At 67.2% G+C, this 17,584-nt stretch carries 18 protein-coding genes; 6 read left to right on the top strand and 12 right to left on the bottom strand.

Annotated features, from left to right (window positions below):
• The first annotated feature begins 62 nt into the window (after positions 1-62).
• A complete protein-coding gene (locus ACNQVK_RS10560) occupies positions 63-1,493 on the top strand; it encodes a PLP-dependent aminotransferase family protein (protein WP_418029479.1) in 1,431 nt (476 codons plus the stop codon).
• 6 nt (positions 1,494-1,499) lie between these two features.
• Here ACNQVK_RS10560 and ACNQVK_RS10565 read toward each other — a convergent pair whose 3' ends face one another.
• A complete protein-coding gene (locus ACNQVK_RS10565) occupies positions 1,500-2,423 on the bottom strand; it encodes a carbohydrate kinase family protein (protein WP_418029480.1) in 924 nt (307 codons plus the stop codon).
• Positions 2,424-2,445: 22 nt separating this feature from the next.
• Entirely contained in the window at positions 2,446-3,063 is a 618-nt protein-coding gene (locus ACNQVK_RS10570) for a cutinase family protein (protein WP_211158769.1), read from the bottom strand.
• 126 nt (positions 3,064-3,189) lie between these two features.
• On the opposite strand from ACNQVK_RS10570, the gene ACNQVK_RS10575 reads away from it, so the two are divergent.
• Positions 3,190-5,460: an ATP-dependent DNA ligase gene (locus ACNQVK_RS10575; protein ID WP_418029481.1), complete on the top strand. Its 2,271-nt coding sequence runs from the start codon at positions 3,190-3,192 to the stop codon at positions 5,458-5,460.
• Between the two features lie 29 nt (positions 5,461-5,489).
• Here the strand turns inward: ACNQVK_RS10575 and ACNQVK_RS10580 are convergent, their stop codons facing one another.
• Positions 5,490-6,281, bottom strand: coding sequence for a helix-turn-helix domain-containing protein (locus ACNQVK_RS10580; RefSeq protein WP_409548675.1), 792 nt, complete (start codon positions 6,279-6,281; stop codon positions 5,490-5,492).
• Positions 6,282-6,388: 107 nt separating this feature from the next.
• Here ACNQVK_RS10580 and ACNQVK_RS10585 point away from each other — a divergent pair, with 107 nt between their 5' ends.
• Entirely contained in the window at positions 6,389-6,847 is a 459-nt protein-coding gene (locus ACNQVK_RS10585) for a hypothetical protein (RefSeq protein WP_418029482.1), read from the top strand.
• Between the two features lie 34 nt (positions 6,848-6,881).
• On the opposite strand, the gene rnhA is transcribed toward ACNQVK_RS10585, so the two are convergent.
• From rnhA to ACNQVK_RS10615, 6 genes are all read right to left on the bottom strand, one after another.
• Positions 6,882-7,349 (bottom strand): ribonuclease HI, encoded by a 468-nt coding sequence (rnhA, locus tag ACNQVK_RS10590; protein WP_110918182.1) that lies wholly within the window; start codon positions 7,347-7,349, stop codon positions 6,882-6,884.
• A gap of 66 nt (positions 7,350-7,415) precedes the next feature.
• On the bottom strand, positions 7,416-8,066 hold the full coding sequence (locus tag ACNQVK_RS10595) for a glyoxalase (protein ID WP_418029483.1): 651 nt from the start codon (positions 8,064-8,066) through the stop codon (positions 7,416-7,418).
• Between the two features lie 25 nt (positions 8,067-8,091).
• Entirely contained in the window at positions 8,092-9,486 is a 1,395-nt protein-coding gene (locus tag ACNQVK_RS10600; protein WP_418029484.1) for an acyl-CoA dehydrogenase family protein, read from the bottom strand.
• A 48-nt stretch (positions 9,487-9,534) separates the two neighbouring features.
• A complete protein-coding gene (locus tag ACNQVK_RS10605) occupies positions 9,535-9,861 on the bottom strand; it encodes a hypothetical protein (RefSeq protein ID WP_409548679.1) in 327 nt (108 codons plus the stop codon).
• Positions 9,862-10,042: 181 nt separating this feature from the next.
• Positions 10,043-10,336: a hypothetical protein gene (locus tag ACNQVK_RS10610; RefSeq protein ID WP_418029485.1), complete on the bottom strand. Its 294-nt coding sequence runs from the start codon at positions 10,334-10,336 to the stop codon at positions 10,043-10,045.
• A 134-nt stretch (positions 10,337-10,470) separates the two neighbouring features.
• A complete protein-coding gene (locus ACNQVK_RS10615) occupies positions 10,471-11,061 on the bottom strand; it encodes a TetR/AcrR family transcriptional regulator (RefSeq protein WP_418029486.1) in 591 nt (196 codons plus the stop codon).
• Positions 11,062-11,146: 85 nt separating this feature from the next.
• Between ACNQVK_RS10615 and ACNQVK_RS10620 the strand changes: the two genes are divergently transcribed.
• Positions 11,147-12,310: an acyl-CoA dehydrogenase family protein gene (locus ACNQVK_RS10620; RefSeq protein ID WP_418029487.1), complete on the top strand. Its 1,164-nt coding sequence runs from the start codon at positions 11,147-11,149 to the stop codon at positions 12,308-12,310.
• Positions 12,311-12,394: 84 nt separating this feature from the next.
• Positions 12,395-12,799: a DUF5709 domain-containing protein gene (locus ACNQVK_RS10625; RefSeq protein WP_044520164.1), complete on the top strand. Its 405-nt coding sequence runs from the start codon at positions 12,395-12,397 to the stop codon at positions 12,797-12,799.
• On the opposite strand, the gene ACNQVK_RS10630 is transcribed toward ACNQVK_RS10625, so the two are convergent.
• Together ACNQVK_RS10630 and ACNQVK_RS10635 are read right to left on the bottom strand one after the other, a co-directional pair.
• A complete protein-coding gene (locus ACNQVK_RS10630; RefSeq protein WP_418029488.1) occupies positions 12,770-13,984 on the bottom strand; it encodes an MFS transporter in 1,215 nt (404 codons plus the stop codon). The genes ACNQVK_RS10625 and ACNQVK_RS10630 overlap by 30 nt on opposite strands.
• 188 nt (positions 13,985-14,172) lie before the next feature.
• A complete protein-coding gene (locus ACNQVK_RS10635; protein WP_418029489.1) occupies positions 14,173-15,036 on the bottom strand; it encodes an LLM class flavin-dependent oxidoreductase in 864 nt (287 codons plus the stop codon).
• Positions 15,037-15,097: 61 nt separating this feature from the next.
• Here ACNQVK_RS10635 and ACNQVK_RS10640 point away from each other — a divergent pair, with 61 nt between their 5' ends.
• Complete coding sequence (locus ACNQVK_RS10640; protein ID WP_418029490.1) at positions 15,098-16,273, top strand: MFS transporter; 1,176 nt, start codon at positions 15,098-15,100, stop codon at positions 16,271-16,273.
• Here the strand turns inward: ACNQVK_RS10640 and ACNQVK_RS10645 are convergent.
• Positions 16,257-17,537, bottom strand: a complete 1,281-nt coding sequence (locus ACNQVK_RS10645) for a diiron oxygenase (RefSeq protein ID WP_418029491.1) — start codon at positions 17,535-17,537, stop codon at positions 16,257-16,259. The two genes, ACNQVK_RS10640 and ACNQVK_RS10645, sit on opposite strands and share 17 nt — an antisense overlap.
• Positions 17,538-17,584: the final 47 nt, after the last annotated feature.

A 17,584-nucleotide genomic window follows, 5' to 3' on the forward strand; every position in this document is an offset into this window, starting at 1 on the left:
CATTCCGGCATGCCGAAAAGGTCCAGAACTAGACAAGAATCCCAGACCACTATTGTGATCGCATGGCGCGTCATGCACCCGAGCTGCACCTGGCGTTGCGGCTCCCCACTGACGAGTCGCCGCTGCGACAACGCATCGCGGCGGCCGTCATCGAGCAGATCCGACTGGGCCGGCTCGGTCCCGGTGACGCGCTGCCGTCGACACGCAGCATGGCTGCCGACCTCGGGGTGGCGCGCTCCTCCGTGGTCGACGCCTACGACGAGCTCGCCGCGGCCGGCTACACCACCGCTCGGCCCGGATCGGGTACGCGGATCTCCGCAGGTGCCGACGCCGCGGCCCACGCAGGCGCCGCATCACACGTCACCGCGGGTGTCGTCACGGCTGTGGCCCCGTTCGCTCCCCGTCAACAACAGCCGCCCGCGTGGGATCTCACCCCCGGGCACCCCGATCCCGGACTGATCTCGACGACCGACTGGCGGCGCGCCTGGCGAGCCGCCGCGGCCGCACCCGTGCCCGCCACCGCGGCGGGGCCCGATGGGCATGCCGAGCTCCGTCGCGCCCTGGCCGGGCATCTGCGTCGCACCCGTGGCATCGTCGCCGACCCGGGAGAACTGGTCATCGTCCCCGGCGTCGCGTCGGCACTGCGCACCGTCACCGCGGCGGCCGGGCTGACCGGGCGGGATATCGCGTTCGAGGAACCGGGCTACGACGAGGCGCGACGGACGTTCGAGATGTCCGGGGCCCGAACGCGCACGGTGGCGCTGGACGGCGACGGACTCGATCCGGACTCGCTGCGCGATTCCGATTCGGCCGTGTATTGCACTCCGGCGCATCAGTATCCGCTAGGGGCACGACTTCCCGTACCTCGTCGTGCCCGCCTGGTGCAGTGGGCGATCCGGACCGGCGGACTGCTCATCGAGGACGACTACGACGGTGAGTTCCGGTACGACGTGTCTGCGCTGCCGGCGTTGCGAGGTATCGACGGCGGGCGCGACTGCGTGGTCTACATCGGGACTGCTTCGAAAGTCCTCACCCCCGCGCTGCGGCTGGCCTGGCTGCTGCCGCCGCCGAGGCTGCGGGAGGCCGTCGCCGACACCCTGGAGCGCAGTGGCGAATCAGTCTGTGGAGTGACCACTTTCGCGTTGGCCCGGTTCATCGAGTCGGGTGCACTGACCCGACACCTCGCGAGGGCGGCACGCACGTACTCGGCGCGGCGGTCGGCGCTGGTCGGTGCGCTCGGGCGCCGGTGCGCGGGCCTCCGGCTGGAGGGTGTCGAGGCGGGGTTGCACCTGGTGTTGCGGCTGGACGACGGGATCGACGACACCGCGATCGCGGCCACCCTCGGTGACCGGGGTGTCACCGTCGCCCCCCTGTCCGCGTACTTCACGGGTCCGCCCGGCGCCCGGGGTCTGGTGTGCGGATACGCGCGCCTGCCCGAAACTCAGGCCGACACGGTGGCCGAGCTCATCGCGGGTGCGATCAGGCGGCCGTGACGGCGCTCAGGGCTGCGCCGCGGCGTCACGCGCCGCACGATCCGGCAGGTCGGCGCCGGGTCGAGCGACCGTCATCGCCGCGGAAAGCGCGGCCGACTTCAGGATGTCTTCGAGGGCCTCGGTGCCGATCCGGGAAAGGTCACGACGGCGGTCGGCGCCGAGCAGTCCCATCGACCACAACGCGTCGAGCAGGCCCGTCATGAACGCGTCGCCGGCCCCGACGGTGTCCACCACCTGCACCGCGCGCGCGGGAACCGACACCGATCCGGCTCGGCACACCGCGAACGCGCCGCGCTCACCCGAGGTTACGGTGACGATCGACGGGCCGGCTTCCAGCCAGGCCCGCGCGATCTGCTCGGGGGAGTGCCGGGGGTCCAGCCAGCGCAGATCGTCCTCGGAGGCCTTGACGATGTCGGCGCGTTCGATGAGCCGGTCGACGCGCCCGCGGGCGATGTCGTCGTCTTGGATCACGTCCGGCCGGACATTCGGATCGAAGCTGATGGTCGCCGACATGCGGTAGGCATCGAGCAGCGCGGCGGTGGCACGACACCCCGGTTCCAGCACGGTGGCGATGGAGCCGGTGTGGACCAGCAGCGGGGTCGCGACCTCGGGCGTGCCGGCCAGCTGCCAGTCGATGTCGAAGCGATAGTGGGCCGATCCGGCGGCGTCCAGGGTGGCGAACGCAGTCGGGGTCCGGCTGGCGCTGGTGCTACCCGAAACCAGTTGTACCCCAGAATGTTCCACGTATTCGACGATGCGTTTGCCGCGGTCGTCATTGGCAATGTGAGTGAGAAAGTCGACGCCGCGGCCCAATCGGCTCAGTCCCACAGCGACGTTGAGTGGGCTGCCGCCGACGTATTCGCCGCTGATCCTGCCGTCGCTCTCGACGACGTCGATCAACGCCTCGCCGATGACCAGGGCTCGGCTCATGGCTCCATGGTAGGTGGTTCGGCTAGAGCCGTCCGGCGATGAAGCCCGCGGCCTGATCGGGATACGGCGGAAGCTCGTACGCGCTGTGCGCCGCACGGACACGTCCGCCCTCGACACAGATCGGATCGCCGGGACTGCACAGATCGATGGCCCGCCCGGCGAATTGCCCGGTGCTCGACAGCGGCGTGCCGAATCTGTTGCCGGGATTGCCGAACACCGCGACCGCGGCCACCCGGTCGGCGCTGTAGGGCGGCAACGCCGGAGCCGAACCGATCGTGCCGATCCGGTCACCGATCGGCGGTACGCCTGCCAGCATCGACATCGCCGCCGCACCTTGCGAGAACCCGCCCAGCACCACCCGGGTGTCTGGGCACTGGTCGGCCAGCCAGGCGATATGTCCGGCCGCGTCGTTCGCCGCGTCCGCGGTCGTCAGGAAGTTGAGCCCAGCCGGATAGTTCACCGCGTACACGCCGACGCTGCGTGGCGCGATCTGGGGCACCAGCCGGTCGACCATCGCCTGGCCCACCCGGCCGATCCCGGGTGGCTCCCCGGTGCCGCGGGCGAACACCACTTCGACGTCCGAGCAGGGGTCGGCCGATGCCGCAGGAGCCGGACCGCTGAAAACGGCCGCCGCGGGCATCAATACGGCCACGGCCAATCGCGGGAGCAAACTGTGCACACGGTTCAGCGCCATCTGCACATGCTCACACGTCGACGGGGCCCGTGTCTTCGATGTGGGTATACGTTTGCCTCATGGAGGGGCGTCATGGAGCGCTATGAGCGGGTTCGGCTGACGAATCCGGACAAGGTGCTCTATCCCGCCACCGGCACCACCAAAGCCGAGGTGTTCGACTATTACCTGAGCATCGCCGAGGTGATGCTTCCGCACATTGCCGGGCGCCCGGTGACCCGAAAGCGTTGGCCCAACGGGGTCGCGGAGGCGGCGTTCTTCGAAAAGCAGCTGGCGTCTTCGGCTCCCGACTGGCTCGAGCGCGGGACCATCGCGCACAAGTCGGGCACCACCACCTACCCGATCATCAACACCCGCGAAGGTCTGGCCTGGATTGCGCAGCAGGCAGCACTCGAAGTGCATGTGCCGCAATGGCGGTTCGGCTCCGACGGAAGTCAGGGCCCGGCCACCCGCATCGTGTTCGACCTCGATCCGGGAGAGGGGGTCACCATGCCGCAGTTGTGCGAGGTGGCCCAGGCGGTGCGCGACCTGATGGGTGACATCGGGTTGACGACGTATCCGCTGACCAGCGGTAGCAAGGGCCTGCACCTGTATGTGCCTCTGGCCGAGCCGATCAGCTCCCGCGGTGCCTCGGTGCTGGCCAAGCGGGTGGCCCAACAACTCGAACAGTCGATGCCCACACTGGTCACCGCCACCATGACCCGCAGCGTCCGTGCCCAGAAGATCTTCCTGGACTGGAGCCAGAACAGCGGAGCCAAGACCACGATCGCTCCGTACTCGCTGCGTGGTCGGGAGTACCCGACCGTCGCCGCACCCCGCACATGGGAGGAGATCGACGAACCGGATCTGCGTCATCTGCGATTCGATGAAGTGCTGCAACGGGTTTCCGATGACGGCGACCTGCTGTCCGGATTGGACGAGGATGCACCGCGGGCCGACAAGCTCACCACCTACCGCAGCATGCGCGACGCGGCCAAGACTCCCGAGCCGGTGCCCCGGGACATTCCGGCGACCGGCAACAACGACCGGTTCGTGATCCAGGAGCATCATGCCCGACGGTTGCACTACGACCTGCGACTGGAACGCGATGGCGTGCTGGTCAGCTGGGCGGTTCCCAAGAACCTGCCCGAGACCACCGCGGTGAACCACCTTGCCGTGCACACCGAGGACCATCCGATCGAGTACCTGACCTTTCACGGTGGGATTCCCAAGGGGGAGTACGGCGCCGGGCACATGGAGATCTGGGACACCGGCACCTACGAGGCCGAGAAATTCCGCGTCACAGACGATCCGGAGGCCCGCAACGGTGAGGTGATCTTCACCCTGAGCGGCAATCGCATCGACGGCCGCTATGCGCTGATCCAGACCGAGGGCAAGAACTGGCTGGCGCACCGGATGAAGGACCAGAAGTCGGCCACGCCAGAACCCAGGGACTTCGCGCCGATGCTCGCCACCGAGGGGTCCGTCGCGAAACTCAAGGCCACGCAATGGGCGTTCGAGGGCAAATGGGACGGATACCGGCTGCTGGTCGAGGCCGATCATGGTCGCCTGCAACTGCGTTCACGCCGCGGACGTGATGTCACCGCCGAGTACCCGCAATTGCAGGCAGTGGCCGCCGATCTCGCCGACCACCACGTGGTGCTCGATGGCGAGGTGGTGGCCCTCGACGACTCCGGGGTGCCCAGCTTCGGCGAGATGCAGAACCGGGCCCGCTCCACGCGGGTCGAGTTCTGGGCCTTCGACATCCTGTGGCTCGACGGCCGGTCCTTGCTGCGCGCCAAGTACACCGACCGGCGAAAGCTGTTGGAGGCGTTGGCCGCCGGCGGCGGGCTGATCGTTCCCGAGCCGCTGCCCGGCGACGGCCCGGAGGCCATGGACCATGCCCGTGAGCACCGGTTCGAGGGTGTGGTGGCCAAGAAGCGGGACTCGACGTATCAGCCGGGCCGGCGGTCGGCCTCCTGGATCAAGGACAAGATCTGGAACACGCAGGAAGCGGTGATCGGCGGGTGGCGTCAGGGCGAGGGCGGACGCAGCAGCGGCATCGGCGCGCTGCTGCTCGGCGTGCCCGGCCCCGGCGGCCTGCAGTTCGCCGGGCGCGTCGGCACCGGTTTCACCGAGAAGGAACTGGCCAAGCTCAAAGGCATGCTGGCCCCCCTGCACACCGACCAGTCGCCGTTCGACAAGCCGTTGCCGAAGCTGGACGCCAAAGGGGTCACGTTCGTGCGGCCCGAGCTGGTGGGGGAGGTCCGCTACAGCGAGCGCACCAGTGACCACCGGCTGCGTCAGCCGAGCTGGCGCGGTCTGCGGCCTGACAAGACGCCGGATGACGTGGTCTGGGAGTCCTAGGAACAGACGCAACGCGGACTCTCGTTGCGTTATCGAGCCAGCGATTCAAACGCATCGGCAGTCGCGCGATCGGCGGGAAAGAGTAACTCGATGGCCAGTTCGGAGATCGTGACTTCGAACGGCATGTCGAAGGTGCCGAACATGCCGAAGAACGACCACTCGCCGCCGCCGGGTGCCCGGACCCTGACCGGACCGAGATTCTGCGTGAAGGCGGATTCGCTTGCCGCACCCTGGTCTTCGTCGGGCAGGTAGTTCTCGAACTCCTCCAGGAGCTGCGCGAGCCGGTGGTCGGCGGTGGCGGCGTGCTGGCGCTGAATCCGATCACGAAAGTAGGACATGACCTCGTGGGCGTTGATGATCTGCGGCATCAATTCCAGGCCGACGCGGAGGACGTTGACAGGCGGGTTCAGCAGAGCAGGGTCGATGGTCGCGACCAGCGGCTGTATGGCGGCGTTTGCGGCGACCAGGTTCCAATTGCGGTCGAAGACGACCGCCGGATACGGCTCGTGACTTTTCAGAATCCGCTCCAGCGCTTCGCGGATCGGAGCGAGTTCCGGTGCGCCGAAAGGATGTTCGGGGAATGCGGGAGCATGCCCGGCGGCGAGCAGTAGCCGGTTGCGTTCGCGGAACGGGATTTCGAGCCGTTCTCCGAGGCGCAGCAGCATGTCTCGCCCGGGCTTGGAGCGGCCGGTCTCGACGAAGCTCAGATGGCGGGCCGACACGCCTGCGTCGAGTGCAAGCTCGAGCTGGGTCAGTCGACGCCGTTGCCGCCACTCCCGCAGCAGCGGCCCGACCTGAGGAGCAGAGCTGGTGGTCGCCATTCGCACCGACTGTAGCTGCGTCGGGTTCGCTGCTCCATTACCTCTGGGTAATCGACAGCACGACCTCTGACCTCAACCATCACTGGTATGACGGTCAGGAGGACGAAATGACCAACTTGCTTCGACGGCTGGTCTGCGGCGCAGCCGGCGCCTTGATGGTGGTCGCATTGTTTCTGCCGTGGGACCAGGTTCAGGACGCCGATCGCACCGCGTGGGGGTTATGGAAGCTCACTTATCCGCTTTGCCTGGCCTTGGCCGCGTGTGCGTTGACCACCGCGATCACGGGCGGACGGATCGGCCTGAACAGGCCGGATGTTTCGATTGTCGGCGCGACTGATGGTCTGGGGGTCATCACTACACTGACGCTGGCCTGGCTGTTGTTTGGCGATTTCCCCGCTCAGGCCGGCCACCAGCCGGCCCTCATCCTGGCGTTGATGTCGGCGGCCGCAGCAGCCTTTGCAGCCGCTGACTACCGCCCATTGCGGGGAGCGCCCCTCTTTCCGCGGATGGACGAGGAACGCGGCGGTGATCACCGTTCCAGGAGTTTTTCTGAATCTCGTGGATGACGGCGTACCTGCATCTCCGCCGGTGGTCTGGGAGTCAGGAAACCAGACCGCGGGAACCGTCGACCGCTTCCTGAAGTCCCCGGGTCGCGAGTTCGTCGGCCAGTTCGTTGTCGGCGACACCCGAATGGCCTTTCACCCAGAACCACTCGACCTCGTGCTGTGCGCAGGCGGCCTGCAGTCGCTGCCAGAGGTCGACGTTCTTCACCGGCTGCTTCGCGGCGGTCAGCCAGCCGTTGCGTTCCCAGCCGAGCACCCACTTGGTGATGCCGTTGCGGACGTAGGTGCTGTCGGTGTGCAGGTGCACCACCACACGCCTGGTGAGCGCCTCGAGCGCCATGATGGGCGCCATCAGCTCCATCCGGTTGTTGCTCGTGGTCCCGGGCTCCCCGCCGTACATCTCGCGCACGTTCTCACGGTGGCGCAGCACCGCGCCCCAGCCGCCCGGGCCGGGGTTCGGTCGGCACCCGCCGTCCGTGTGGACGACGACGACGTCGTTGCTCAGGTGTCCGGCGTCGGTCATGCGCTGAGGATAGGCAACGGCGCGCGATGGTCGGCGGCCCGACACACGTCAACGATCACGAGTAGCCGAGATCACCGCCGTCCGGACCGACATTCCGAAGTCCTTGTGGCGGACCGTGGTGATCCGGCGGCCCGGCTGTACGGCGTCCTTGACGGGAGTGGTGTGGTCGCCGAAGAACTCGGCGCTCGCGTCGATGTCGTTCACCACGTAGGTGATTCCCCAGAGCCTTGAGGGACCGTCGCTCGCCGTGTCCGGCGAACCGACGACCTCGAGGATCACCTCCCCGAGCCGGAAGAAGACCTGGCGGACCCGCCGCCCGCCGAGTTCGGCGTCACGTTCCCTGCGCGGGGCCACGCCGATGGCGGCCAGCGAGGAGATCGTGCGCCCGAGGTCAGGGGACAGCAGCACGACGTGGTCGATGGCGATGGCGCCGTTGGGATGGGGGGCCGGCTCAGCGGTGGCCGTGGTGGACCGAACGGTGGGGATGCCGTCGAGGTCATCGACCGACCCCTGCGGCGGCAGGCCGCGCAACGACCACCCGATGATGCCGGTGCCGCGGTCGCCCCCGACCAACCGGATGCGAACGCCGCCGATCCGGCAGACCGGGCCGGCGTCTCCGCTGGGATCAACACTGAATCCCGCTCGCGTCCAGGCGTCCGGTGGGTCAGCGACTTCGATCTCGTCGACGGTGACGGTCATGGACGTGGAATCTATCTGGCCCGGTTCACCTGCGGGGCGGCCGTAAGGCTTTCATCGCCAGGCGCATGAGGGGTTCGGGTACGTGGTCCTTCGCGGACAGTGCGGCACCGGCCGCGCGGGTGCGCAGCGGCGTGCCGCGACCGAACCACCGATTCAACGGCCCGCCCGACGGTTCCAGATCAACATGCAGGGGAGGCTTTCCGTCGGCGGCGCCGAGAGCGTGTGCGATGACGATCCGCTGGATCTCGCTGGTGCCCTCGAAGATCGTGTAGAGCTTGGCGTCCCGGTACCACTTCTCGACAGGGTGATCGGTCACGTAGCCCCAGCCGCCCATCGTCTGGATGGCCCGTTCGGTGGTTCTGACCGCGGCTTCGCTGGCGGCCAGCTTCGACATCGAGCCCTCGCCGCGCTCGAACGGCACGCCGGTGGCGGCCATCCAGGACGCCCTCCAGGTGAGCAGCCGGGCGGCATCGATCTGGGTGGCCAGGTCGGCGAGCGGAAACGCGACGCCTTGATTGTCGATTATCGGACCGCCGAAGGCGATGCGGCGGTTGGCGTACTCGGTGGCGTATTCCAATGCGGCCCTGGCGATTCCGAGTGCCTGCGCGGCGACCATCGGACGAGTCTGTTCAAAGGTTCCCAGGGTGGCCGAACCCGAATGCGCGGCGCCCGCGACGGCCTCGCGAGCCCGGGCCAGCTTCTGCTCGAGTTTTTCGTGACCGCCGAGCAGATTGCCGGCAGGCACCCGGACGCCGTTGAACCTGAGCTCGGCGGTATGTGAGGCGCGGCAACCGAGCTTGTCGAGTTTTCGCACCATTTCCAGCCCGGGGGTGCCGCCTTCCACCACGAACAGGGCCTGCCCCCTGTGGCCGAGGTCCTTGTCGACGACCGCGTTGACGACGTGCACATTGGCGATGCCGCCGTTGCCGATCCACATCTTGTGACCGTCGATGATCCAGTCCGCGTCCACGCCGGGCCCGCTGCGGACGGCATATGTGCGGAGGTTGCGTACGTCGCTGCCGCCCTCGGGTTCGGAGATCGCCAGCGCGGCTAGCTTGAGATCGCCGGGGGTGCCGAAGCACTCGGGCGCCCATCGCAGCATCTGTTCCGGCGAGGCCGCCTGACCGATCGCCGACAGTGCGAGTGCCGGCATGACAATGGCCAAGCCGATCCCGGCGCAGCCCCAGAACAGCTCCTCCATGAACATCGGAAGGGACAGTCCCGTGGGGTCACCGATCAGGTCGCGATAGAACAGCGGGCTGTAGAAGCCCTGGCTGGCCGCTTCTTCGAGCACCGGCCACGGAAACTCCTGCCGCTGGTCGTACTCGGCGGCGACTGGCCGGACGATCTGTTCGGCGAACACGTGCGTCCGTCGTGCGAGGTCATGCTGCGCCGCGGTGGGGGTGAGGTCGAATGCCACGGCAAGTGGAGTACCCGCTGCGACAGCTGCCGAACTTCCGTGTGGAACTCAGTCGGACGTTTGGCCGGCGTCCGCGATCCGCTTCCTCGCTTCGGCCGGTGAGATCCGCAACCTCCTGGCCAGCACGGCGGCCGGGTCGAATCGAGGCGGTGACGCGGTCTGGGTGGCCACCATCCGTCCGAGCAGCCGTTGTTGCGCGGTCGCGAGCCGTCTCTCCCCGGCATCGAGCCGGCACAACACCTCGTGGAGTTCCGAGCGCGTCAGGGCGTGGACCGACAGCGCGTCGATTTCTTTGCATGCGGCGTTGAGGTGATCGAGGGCCTCACCCACGATCGTCCGCTCGAGATCCCTATCGGATTCCAATATCGAACTCATGTTCGGTACCGTACGCCGACCCACCGACAAGGCGAGCTGCCGCGGAACTCGCGCGGCGTCAGTGGCACAAAAACAATCGGCCGCACAAAGTGTGCGGCCGATTGTGGGCACTCGGTATTCACCAAACCGCTATTTCCGGTTTGGTGTCTCCAACAAATGCGTGCCCTGTTTTATTCCCAACTCAGCAGGCGACGTCGACATATGCCGTCTTTGAAATGACGGTGGTATTGATCGAACTTCCGCCCCTGGAGTCGTTGGTGGCGATCGTCTGCCCCTGGCGCACACCGAGCACGGTGCAGTTGGCCAGTGGGGCGGCGCCAGTGCGGTTCACGATGACGTGATATCCGCTGGTCTGGAGGCTTTTCACGGTTTGTTCCGCTGATTGCCCGGTCGGGGCGGCAGCGGCGACGCCCCCGAGGAATGTTCCCGCGGCCAGTGTGCCCGCGGCTAATGTGGCGATGGTATATGACTTCATTTCCCAACCCTCCGTTGCAGGCCGCACCGGGAGTCCCACTACTTCCGGTTGCTGCCTACAACGTTTAATTGGGAATCGGGTTCGAAAATTCCAGAATTCTCAGCTGAAAATGCGGAATTTCTCAGGAAGTAGTTTCAGCTCTCCTCGACGGTGATCCGTAGGCGCGGCTTGCGCTCGGCATCGGAGCTGTCCACGCGATCCCACACCACGTCCACCAGGGGTGCCAGCAGCATCTCTCCCATCTGGCGCACCAGGACCGCCACGATCTGGGTCGACTCGCGACGTCTGGTCGATGCGCGCCCCGACTTCCTGAGCGAGCTGACCTCTCGTGCGGTCAGGTCGACGAGGACATCGAGCAGATGCAGATTCTCGCCGGACGGGTCCAGTACGGCACGGCGGACGTAGTCGACCACCGGCGGGTTCGCCGCCAGCATGCGGCGGACGGCCTCATCGCGGGCGGCGGCGAGATCCGCCGGGTGCTCGGCATCGGGTACCTCGGCGAGTGCCGTCGCGAAGTAATCCACCACCAGCTGGTCGACGGCATCGCGCAGCCCGGCCTTGGTCTTGTAGTGGTGCTGCACCAGGCCGAGCGTGACGCCGGCTTCGGACGCGATGGCGCGCAGCGAGATTCGGTCCGGGCCGGACTTCGAGTACAGGTCCAGGGCGGCGTTGCGAATGCGGGCCTTCGCCGTCAGGTCCTCGTTGGTGGCCCGCGGGTTGACCATGTCGCCCTCCTCCTGTACATCTGAACTTGGAACAATACAGTTGTATCGTAATTCGTTCGAGCGTGACAAAGGTGAGGTGACAACGATGTCTGAACTGTTCCCCGACTACCGGGCGTCCTGGGAGACCGATCAGCACCGTGAACTGCGCCGCCACGCCGCGGAGTTCTTCCGCAAGGAGGCCACGCCCAACCAGGAACGCTGGGCCCACAACCACCAGGTCGACCGCGAATTCTGGAACAAGCTGGGTGACGCCGGGCTACTGGGTCTGGACCTGCCGGAGGAGTACGGCGGTGCCGGCGGCGACTTCGGCTTCTCAGCCGTGGTCGCCGAGGAACTGGCGCTGGCCCACGATTCGGCGTCGGGCTGGGTGGTGCATTCGCCGATCGTGGCGCACTACGTCAACACCTATGCCAACGCCGAACAGAAACAGCGCTGGATGCCGAAGATCATCAGCGGCGGAGCGGTACTGGCCATCGCGATGACCGAACCCGGGACGGGCTCGGATCTGCAAGCGGTACGCACTACCGCCGTGCGGGACGGCGACGATTACGTCATCAACGGATCGAAGACGTTCATCTCCAACGGAACGCACTGCGACCTGCTGGTGATCGTCGCGAAGACCGACCCGTCGCAGGGTGCGGCAGGCATCTCCCTGATCGTCGCGGAGACCAACGGAGAGTTGCAGGGCTTCGAACGCGGACGGGTGCTGGAGAAAGTGGGCCAGCATGGCCAGGACACCAGGGAGCTGTTCTTCTCCGATATGCGGGTTCCGGTGAAGAACCTGCTGGGCGAAAAAGAAGGACTGGGCTTCTACCAGCTGATGGAGCAATTGGCCCGGGAGCGGCTGGCCATCGCGTCGGTGTGCTCGGGCATGGCCGAGGCCGCGGTGTTGGAGGCGATCCGCTACACCAAGGAACGCGAAGCCTTCGGCAAGCCGCTGATCGGCTTCCAGCACAACCGGTTTGCCCTCGCCGAGCTCAAAGCCGAGGTCCTGTCGATCAAGACCACCGTCGACTATTGCGTCCAGTCCTACATCGACGGGCGCAACGACCCGGCCACGGCGTCGATGGCCAAGCTGATCGCCGCCGACAAGGGGGTGGCCGTGGTCGACCGGTGCGTGCAGTTCTTCGGCGGCTACGGCTACATGTTGGAGTACCCCATCGGGCGGGCCTACGCGGCCGCGCGCGTCAACAAGATTTATGGCGGCACAAGCGAAATCATGAAGGAGATCATCAGCCGGTCGTTGTGACGGCGGGCCGGCGCGCGGGACTGCCTGCGAGTTTTCCACCGGTGAAGACGGGCTCAGAGGCGCGACCTGTGTCATCGTTGAAAGATGAGCAGTGACGGGTACAGCGTCGATGAAGACGACCAGTTGACTCAGGAGGACGCCCTCATCGACCGGGGTGTCGACGACTTGCTCGACGAGGGCTACTCGCCGCCTGATCGGTGGCGGGAACCGCGCGACCACGAGACTCTCGATGAGCTGCTGGCCGAGGAGGAGCCTGACCCCGCGATGCAGCTCGACGATCCCGACTACCTCGACGAGCAGGGCGGCGACGACGAGGTCGGAGACCGGCGGTCGGGCCGGCTGGTGGCCCCCAATGCGGGCTTCGGTGCGGACGAAGAGGCGGAGCTGCTCGGGACCGACGTCGGCATCGACGGCGGTGCGGCCTCAGCGGAGGAAGCCGCCGTCCACATCATCCCGCCGTCATCGCCGGATGGCGGTCCGTCGTTCTAGGGCCACCGACACGGTGAAGACCAGTAGCCCGCCGACGGCCAGCAGGGCGCCGGCCGCGGCCGGCGCGGTGTAGCCGAGACCGGCCGCGATCACCAGGCCGCCCACCCAGGCGCCCGTGGCATTTCCGATGTTGAGGGCGGAGTGGTTGAGCGCGGCGGCCAGGGTCTGCGCGTCGTGGGCGACATCCATCAGCCGGGTCTGCAACGCCGGGCCGACGGCCGAGCCGGCCACGCCGATGCCGAACAGCAGCGGCAGCGCGGTCCACGGGTTGTGCGACCCCAGCGAGAACGCGGCCAGCAGCACCGCCAGCGACCCCAGGGACAGGTACAGCGCGCGGATCACCGAAGTGTCGGCCAACCGGCCGCCGATCAGGTTGCCGCCCACCATGCCGAGGCCGAACACCATGAGCGCCACGGGAACCATCGACCGGGGCAGGCCGGTCACATCGGTCATCGTGGTGCTGATGTAGGTGTACACCGCGAACATGCCGCCGAAGCCGATCATGCCGACCAGTACCGCCAGCCACACCTGAGGCCTGCGCAGCGCACCGAGTTCCGTCAGCGGGCTGGTGACGTGCATGGACCGCAGCTGCTTGGGCAGCCACCGCCACTGGGCGGCCAACGTGATCAGGCCGACGCCCACCACCAGACCGAACGCACTCCGCCAACCGAAAGCCTGGCCGAGCCAGGAGGCCAGCGGAACGCCCAGCACGGTCGCGACGGTCAGGCCGCACAGCACATAGGCCACCGCCTTGGCCCGGTTCTGCGGACCCATCAGGTGGGCAGCGGCCAGCGCGGCGATCCCGAAGAACGCGCCGTGCGGCAGGCCGGCGACGAACCGGGCGATGACCAGGGTCGGGTAGGTCGGCGCCAGCATGCTGGCCACATTGCCGAGGGTGAAGACCGCCATCAGCGTGAGCAGCAGGGCCTTGCGGGGCCAGCGCGCGGTGAGCGCGGCGATGACGGGCGCGCCGATCACGACACCCAGCGCGTAGGCGGAGATGACGTGGCCCGCGGTGGGCTCGCTGATGCCGAAGCCCGTCGCGATGTCGGGCAGCAGCCCCATCGCGACGAATTCGGTGGTGCCGATACCGAAGCCGCCGAGGGCCAGGGCGAGGACCGCGAGTGAGCGCACCATGGGATCGGGCGCGACAACGGCACGCGGACGTTCGATGGAGGTCGTCATTCGCAGGCTTTCCGAGGGTTCACTGACTGGAGCTCTCGGACAGCGTTGGCGAGAACGGCGGGTGCAACGCTAACGGGGCGGGGAGTGTTCCCTCAAATCCATTTCTTACCCCTTGGGTCGACGAGCCTCGTCAAGAATTCTGACGACTTCTCGAACAGCATCCCGCCTGAAGAGGCGAAAGAACCGACCTAGACCTTGGCGATGACGTGCTCGGCGAACTTCTCCAGGTGGCGGATCTTGCGGTCCAGCGGCTCGGGGTCGTCGCCCTTGATGTACGGAAGGCGGAAGCCGACGATCACATCGGTCACGCCCTTGTCCTCCAGTCGTTTGATGCCGTCCGGGGTGTAGGCGTCGGCCGAGATCACGTGGATCTCGAACGGCCCGGTCTGGCCCTCCTCCGCCCGGATCTCGTTGAGCCGTTTGAGGAGGACGTCGAGGTCGTCGGTGCCGCCGCCGTGCATCCACCCGTCGTTGCGGGCCGCGCGGCGCAGGGCGGCCTCGGCATGCCCGCCGACGAGGATCGAGACCGGTTCCGACGGTGCCGGGGTCATCTTGGTCTTGGGGATGTCGTAGAACTCGCCGTGGTATTCGAAGTAGTCGCCGCTGGTCAGGCCGCGGATGATGTCGATGCACTCGTCCATCCGCTTGCCGCGGCGCGCGAACGGCACACCCATCAACTCGTAGTCCTCCGGCCACGGGCTGGTGCCGACCCCGAGCCCCAGCCGGTTGTCGAAGAGGGCGTTGAGCGAGCCGACCTGCTTGGCCACCAGGGCCGGTGGACGGATCGGCAGCTTGAGCACGAAGAAGTTGAACTTGAGGGTGGTGGTGACCGCGCACAGGGCCGAGGCCATCACGAAGGCCTCGACGAATGCCTTGCCGTCCAGGAACTCACGGTTGCCGTCAGGGGTGTAGGGGTACTTCGAGTCGGACTCGAAGGGGTAGGCGACGCTGTCGGCGATCGTCATGGCGTGGTAGCCGGCCGCTTCGGCCGCCTGGGCCAGCGGGATGTAGTAGGTGGGATCGGTCATGGCTTCGGCATAGGTGAACCGCATGCCGTACACACTAGAACGTGTTCTAGTTCTGTGTGGCTGATCGGGCAGGCATGATGACCGCATGCCCACCTGGCTGACGCGCAACGTCCGGGTGCTGTCGGCGGTGTCCTTCTTGCAGGACGCCGCGAGCGAACTTCTCTATCCGCTGCTGCCGATCTATCTGACCGCCGTGTTGGGTGCCCCGCCCGCGGTGGTCGGCGCGGTGGAGGGGGCCGCCGAGGGCGCGGCGGCGATGACCAAGCTGGCCGCGGGACCGCTGGGTGACCGGTTCTCCAAGCGACCCTTGATCGCCACGGGCTACGGCATGGCGGCCCTGGGCAAGGTCATGGTCGCAGCCGCCGGGGCGTGGTCGGGCGTGCTCGCGGGCCGCGTGGTCGACCGGCTCGGCAAGGGTATCCGCGGTGCGCCTCGCGATGCCCTGCTGGTCGCCGACGTCGATGAGGCCGCCCGCGGCCGGGTCTTCGGATTCCACCGTGCCATGGACACTTTGGGTGCGGTCGTCGGCCCGTTGCTGGGTTTGGCCGGCTATGAACTGCTCGACCACCAGATCGCGCCGCTGTTGTGGGTTGCGGTGGTGCCCGCGGTGCTCAGTGTCGCGTTGGTGTTCCTGGTTGCCGAGAAGCGCCGTACCCGGCCGGTCAAAGAGCGTCAGCCGGTGTTCGCCCGGGTGCGCGACCTGCCCGGGCGGTACTGGCGGGTGACGGCCGTGCTGGTGGCATTCGGCCTGGTGAATTTCCCCGACGCACTGTTGTTGTTGCGGCTCAACGAGATCGGGTTCTCGGTCGTCGAGGTGATCCTGGCCTACGTCACCTACAACGCGGTGTACGCCGTTTCCAGTTTCCCGGCCGGGTTGCTGGCTGACCGGATCGGCCGGCTTCCGGTGTTCGGTATCGGCCTGGTGTTCTTCGCGATCGGCTACGCCGGCCTGGGGCTGACCACCGATCCGTTGCTCGCCTGGCTGCTGATCGGGTCCTACGGCTTGTTCACGGGTTGCACCGATGGGGTCAGCAAGGCCTGGGTGTCGTCACTGGTCGGCTCCGACCTGCAAGGCAGTGCGCAGGGAGTCTTCCAGGGGCTCAGTGGATTCGCCGTACTGGGCGCCGGGATATGGGCCGGGCTGCTCTGGACTGCTGTTCCAGGTCAGCCCGGCCAACTTCCGCTGTTGATCTCCGGGATCGGTGGGGCGGTCTTCGCGGCCGGATTGCTCGGCCGCTCGCTGGTTACCCGGCGGCGCTGACTTCGGGTGCGTCGGCGGAGTCCAACTCAAACGGCGGTTCACCGATCCCGGAGACCGAGTGTGTGCCCTGTGAGGTGCGCTCGTTGATGCGGGCGTCGACGGTGCGGGTACCGATGCTCAGCCGTACCGGCCCGGCCGCGATGGTGCTCGGCGCGTCGAGAATGGTTCCGCGCCAGTGGTACTTGCCGTCGATCGGATCCAGGTGACCGGCCAGCCGCACGTGGACCCGGCGGTCGCCGTCACCCGTGTCGAGAACCGCGAAGCCGTCGTACACCTCTTCGGTGATGCCGGCATCGGCACCGGGGGCGGAACCGGCCGCCGCGGTGAGGTGCAGTGGGGTCTTCGCCGGCAGGAAACCGGAGCGCCGCCACATGCGGCGCGCGATCCGGCCCATCAGGCCGACCTCTTCGAGGAAGGCGGCCAACGGGGCGAATCCGGAGATCTGCACCTCGCGGCGGTGGGCGCTGGCCCGGGCGATCCGGCGGGCGGCGCGGGCATTCAGGCCGACGCGCGCGTACTGGATCTTGTTGGAGAACAGGTAGCGGAAGAAGAACCCGCCGACACCGTTGAGGTTGGCCACCCACACCCGCTTGTACCAGCGCATCGACGGAGTGCGCTGGCGCAGGCCGTCACGGGCGAACTGGATGTGGCGGGCTTCCTCGGTGACGTGAATACGCATGAGGCGCTGCACCATCGGCTGCAGCTCGGGGTCGTCCATCATCTGCCGCTGCAGTGAATCGAAGATCTCCTCGCCGACCAACGCGGCCACCCACAGCACCGAGCCGCGGAAGAAGAACGGCAACGCGTTGATGATCATGCGCTGGTACAGGCGCGGCCGCACCGGCTTGGCGCCGATCTTGTCGATGGCCTTGCCGAACATCACCATGTGGCGGGTCTCGTCGCCGAGTTCGGTGAGTTCGTAGTGCGTGGAATTCGAGGTGGGGTCCTGGTGCATCATCTTGCGCAGCAGCGCCTGGTTGAGGATGTTCTCGAACCAGATGCCCGCCGAGAGGGTGTTGGCCAGCTCCTGGCGCGACAGCTCGATCTGCTCCTCGCGGGACATGCTGTCCCACAACGGGGTTCCGTACAGCGACACGATCTTCGGCGGAAGGAAGAACTTGTCCGGATCCAGCGGCGCGTGCCAGTCGATGTCGACCACTGGTGCGTAGGACTTGCGAACCGAACCCTTGAGCAGGCGTTCGGAAAACGCGTCCCGCCGCCCTGCGTTGGTCGAGCCTCCGCCGGGTCTGACCGAAGTTGTCACCGTTGACGTTCCCTTCGTTTGTGGTCCCCCTCACTCCGACGTTAAGT

Source organism: Mycobacterium sp. 134, from assembly GCF_048282715.1.
GTDB classification, from domain to species: Bacteria; Actinomycetota; Actinomycetes; order Mycobacteriales; family Mycobacteriaceae; genus Mycobacterium; species Mycobacterium septicum.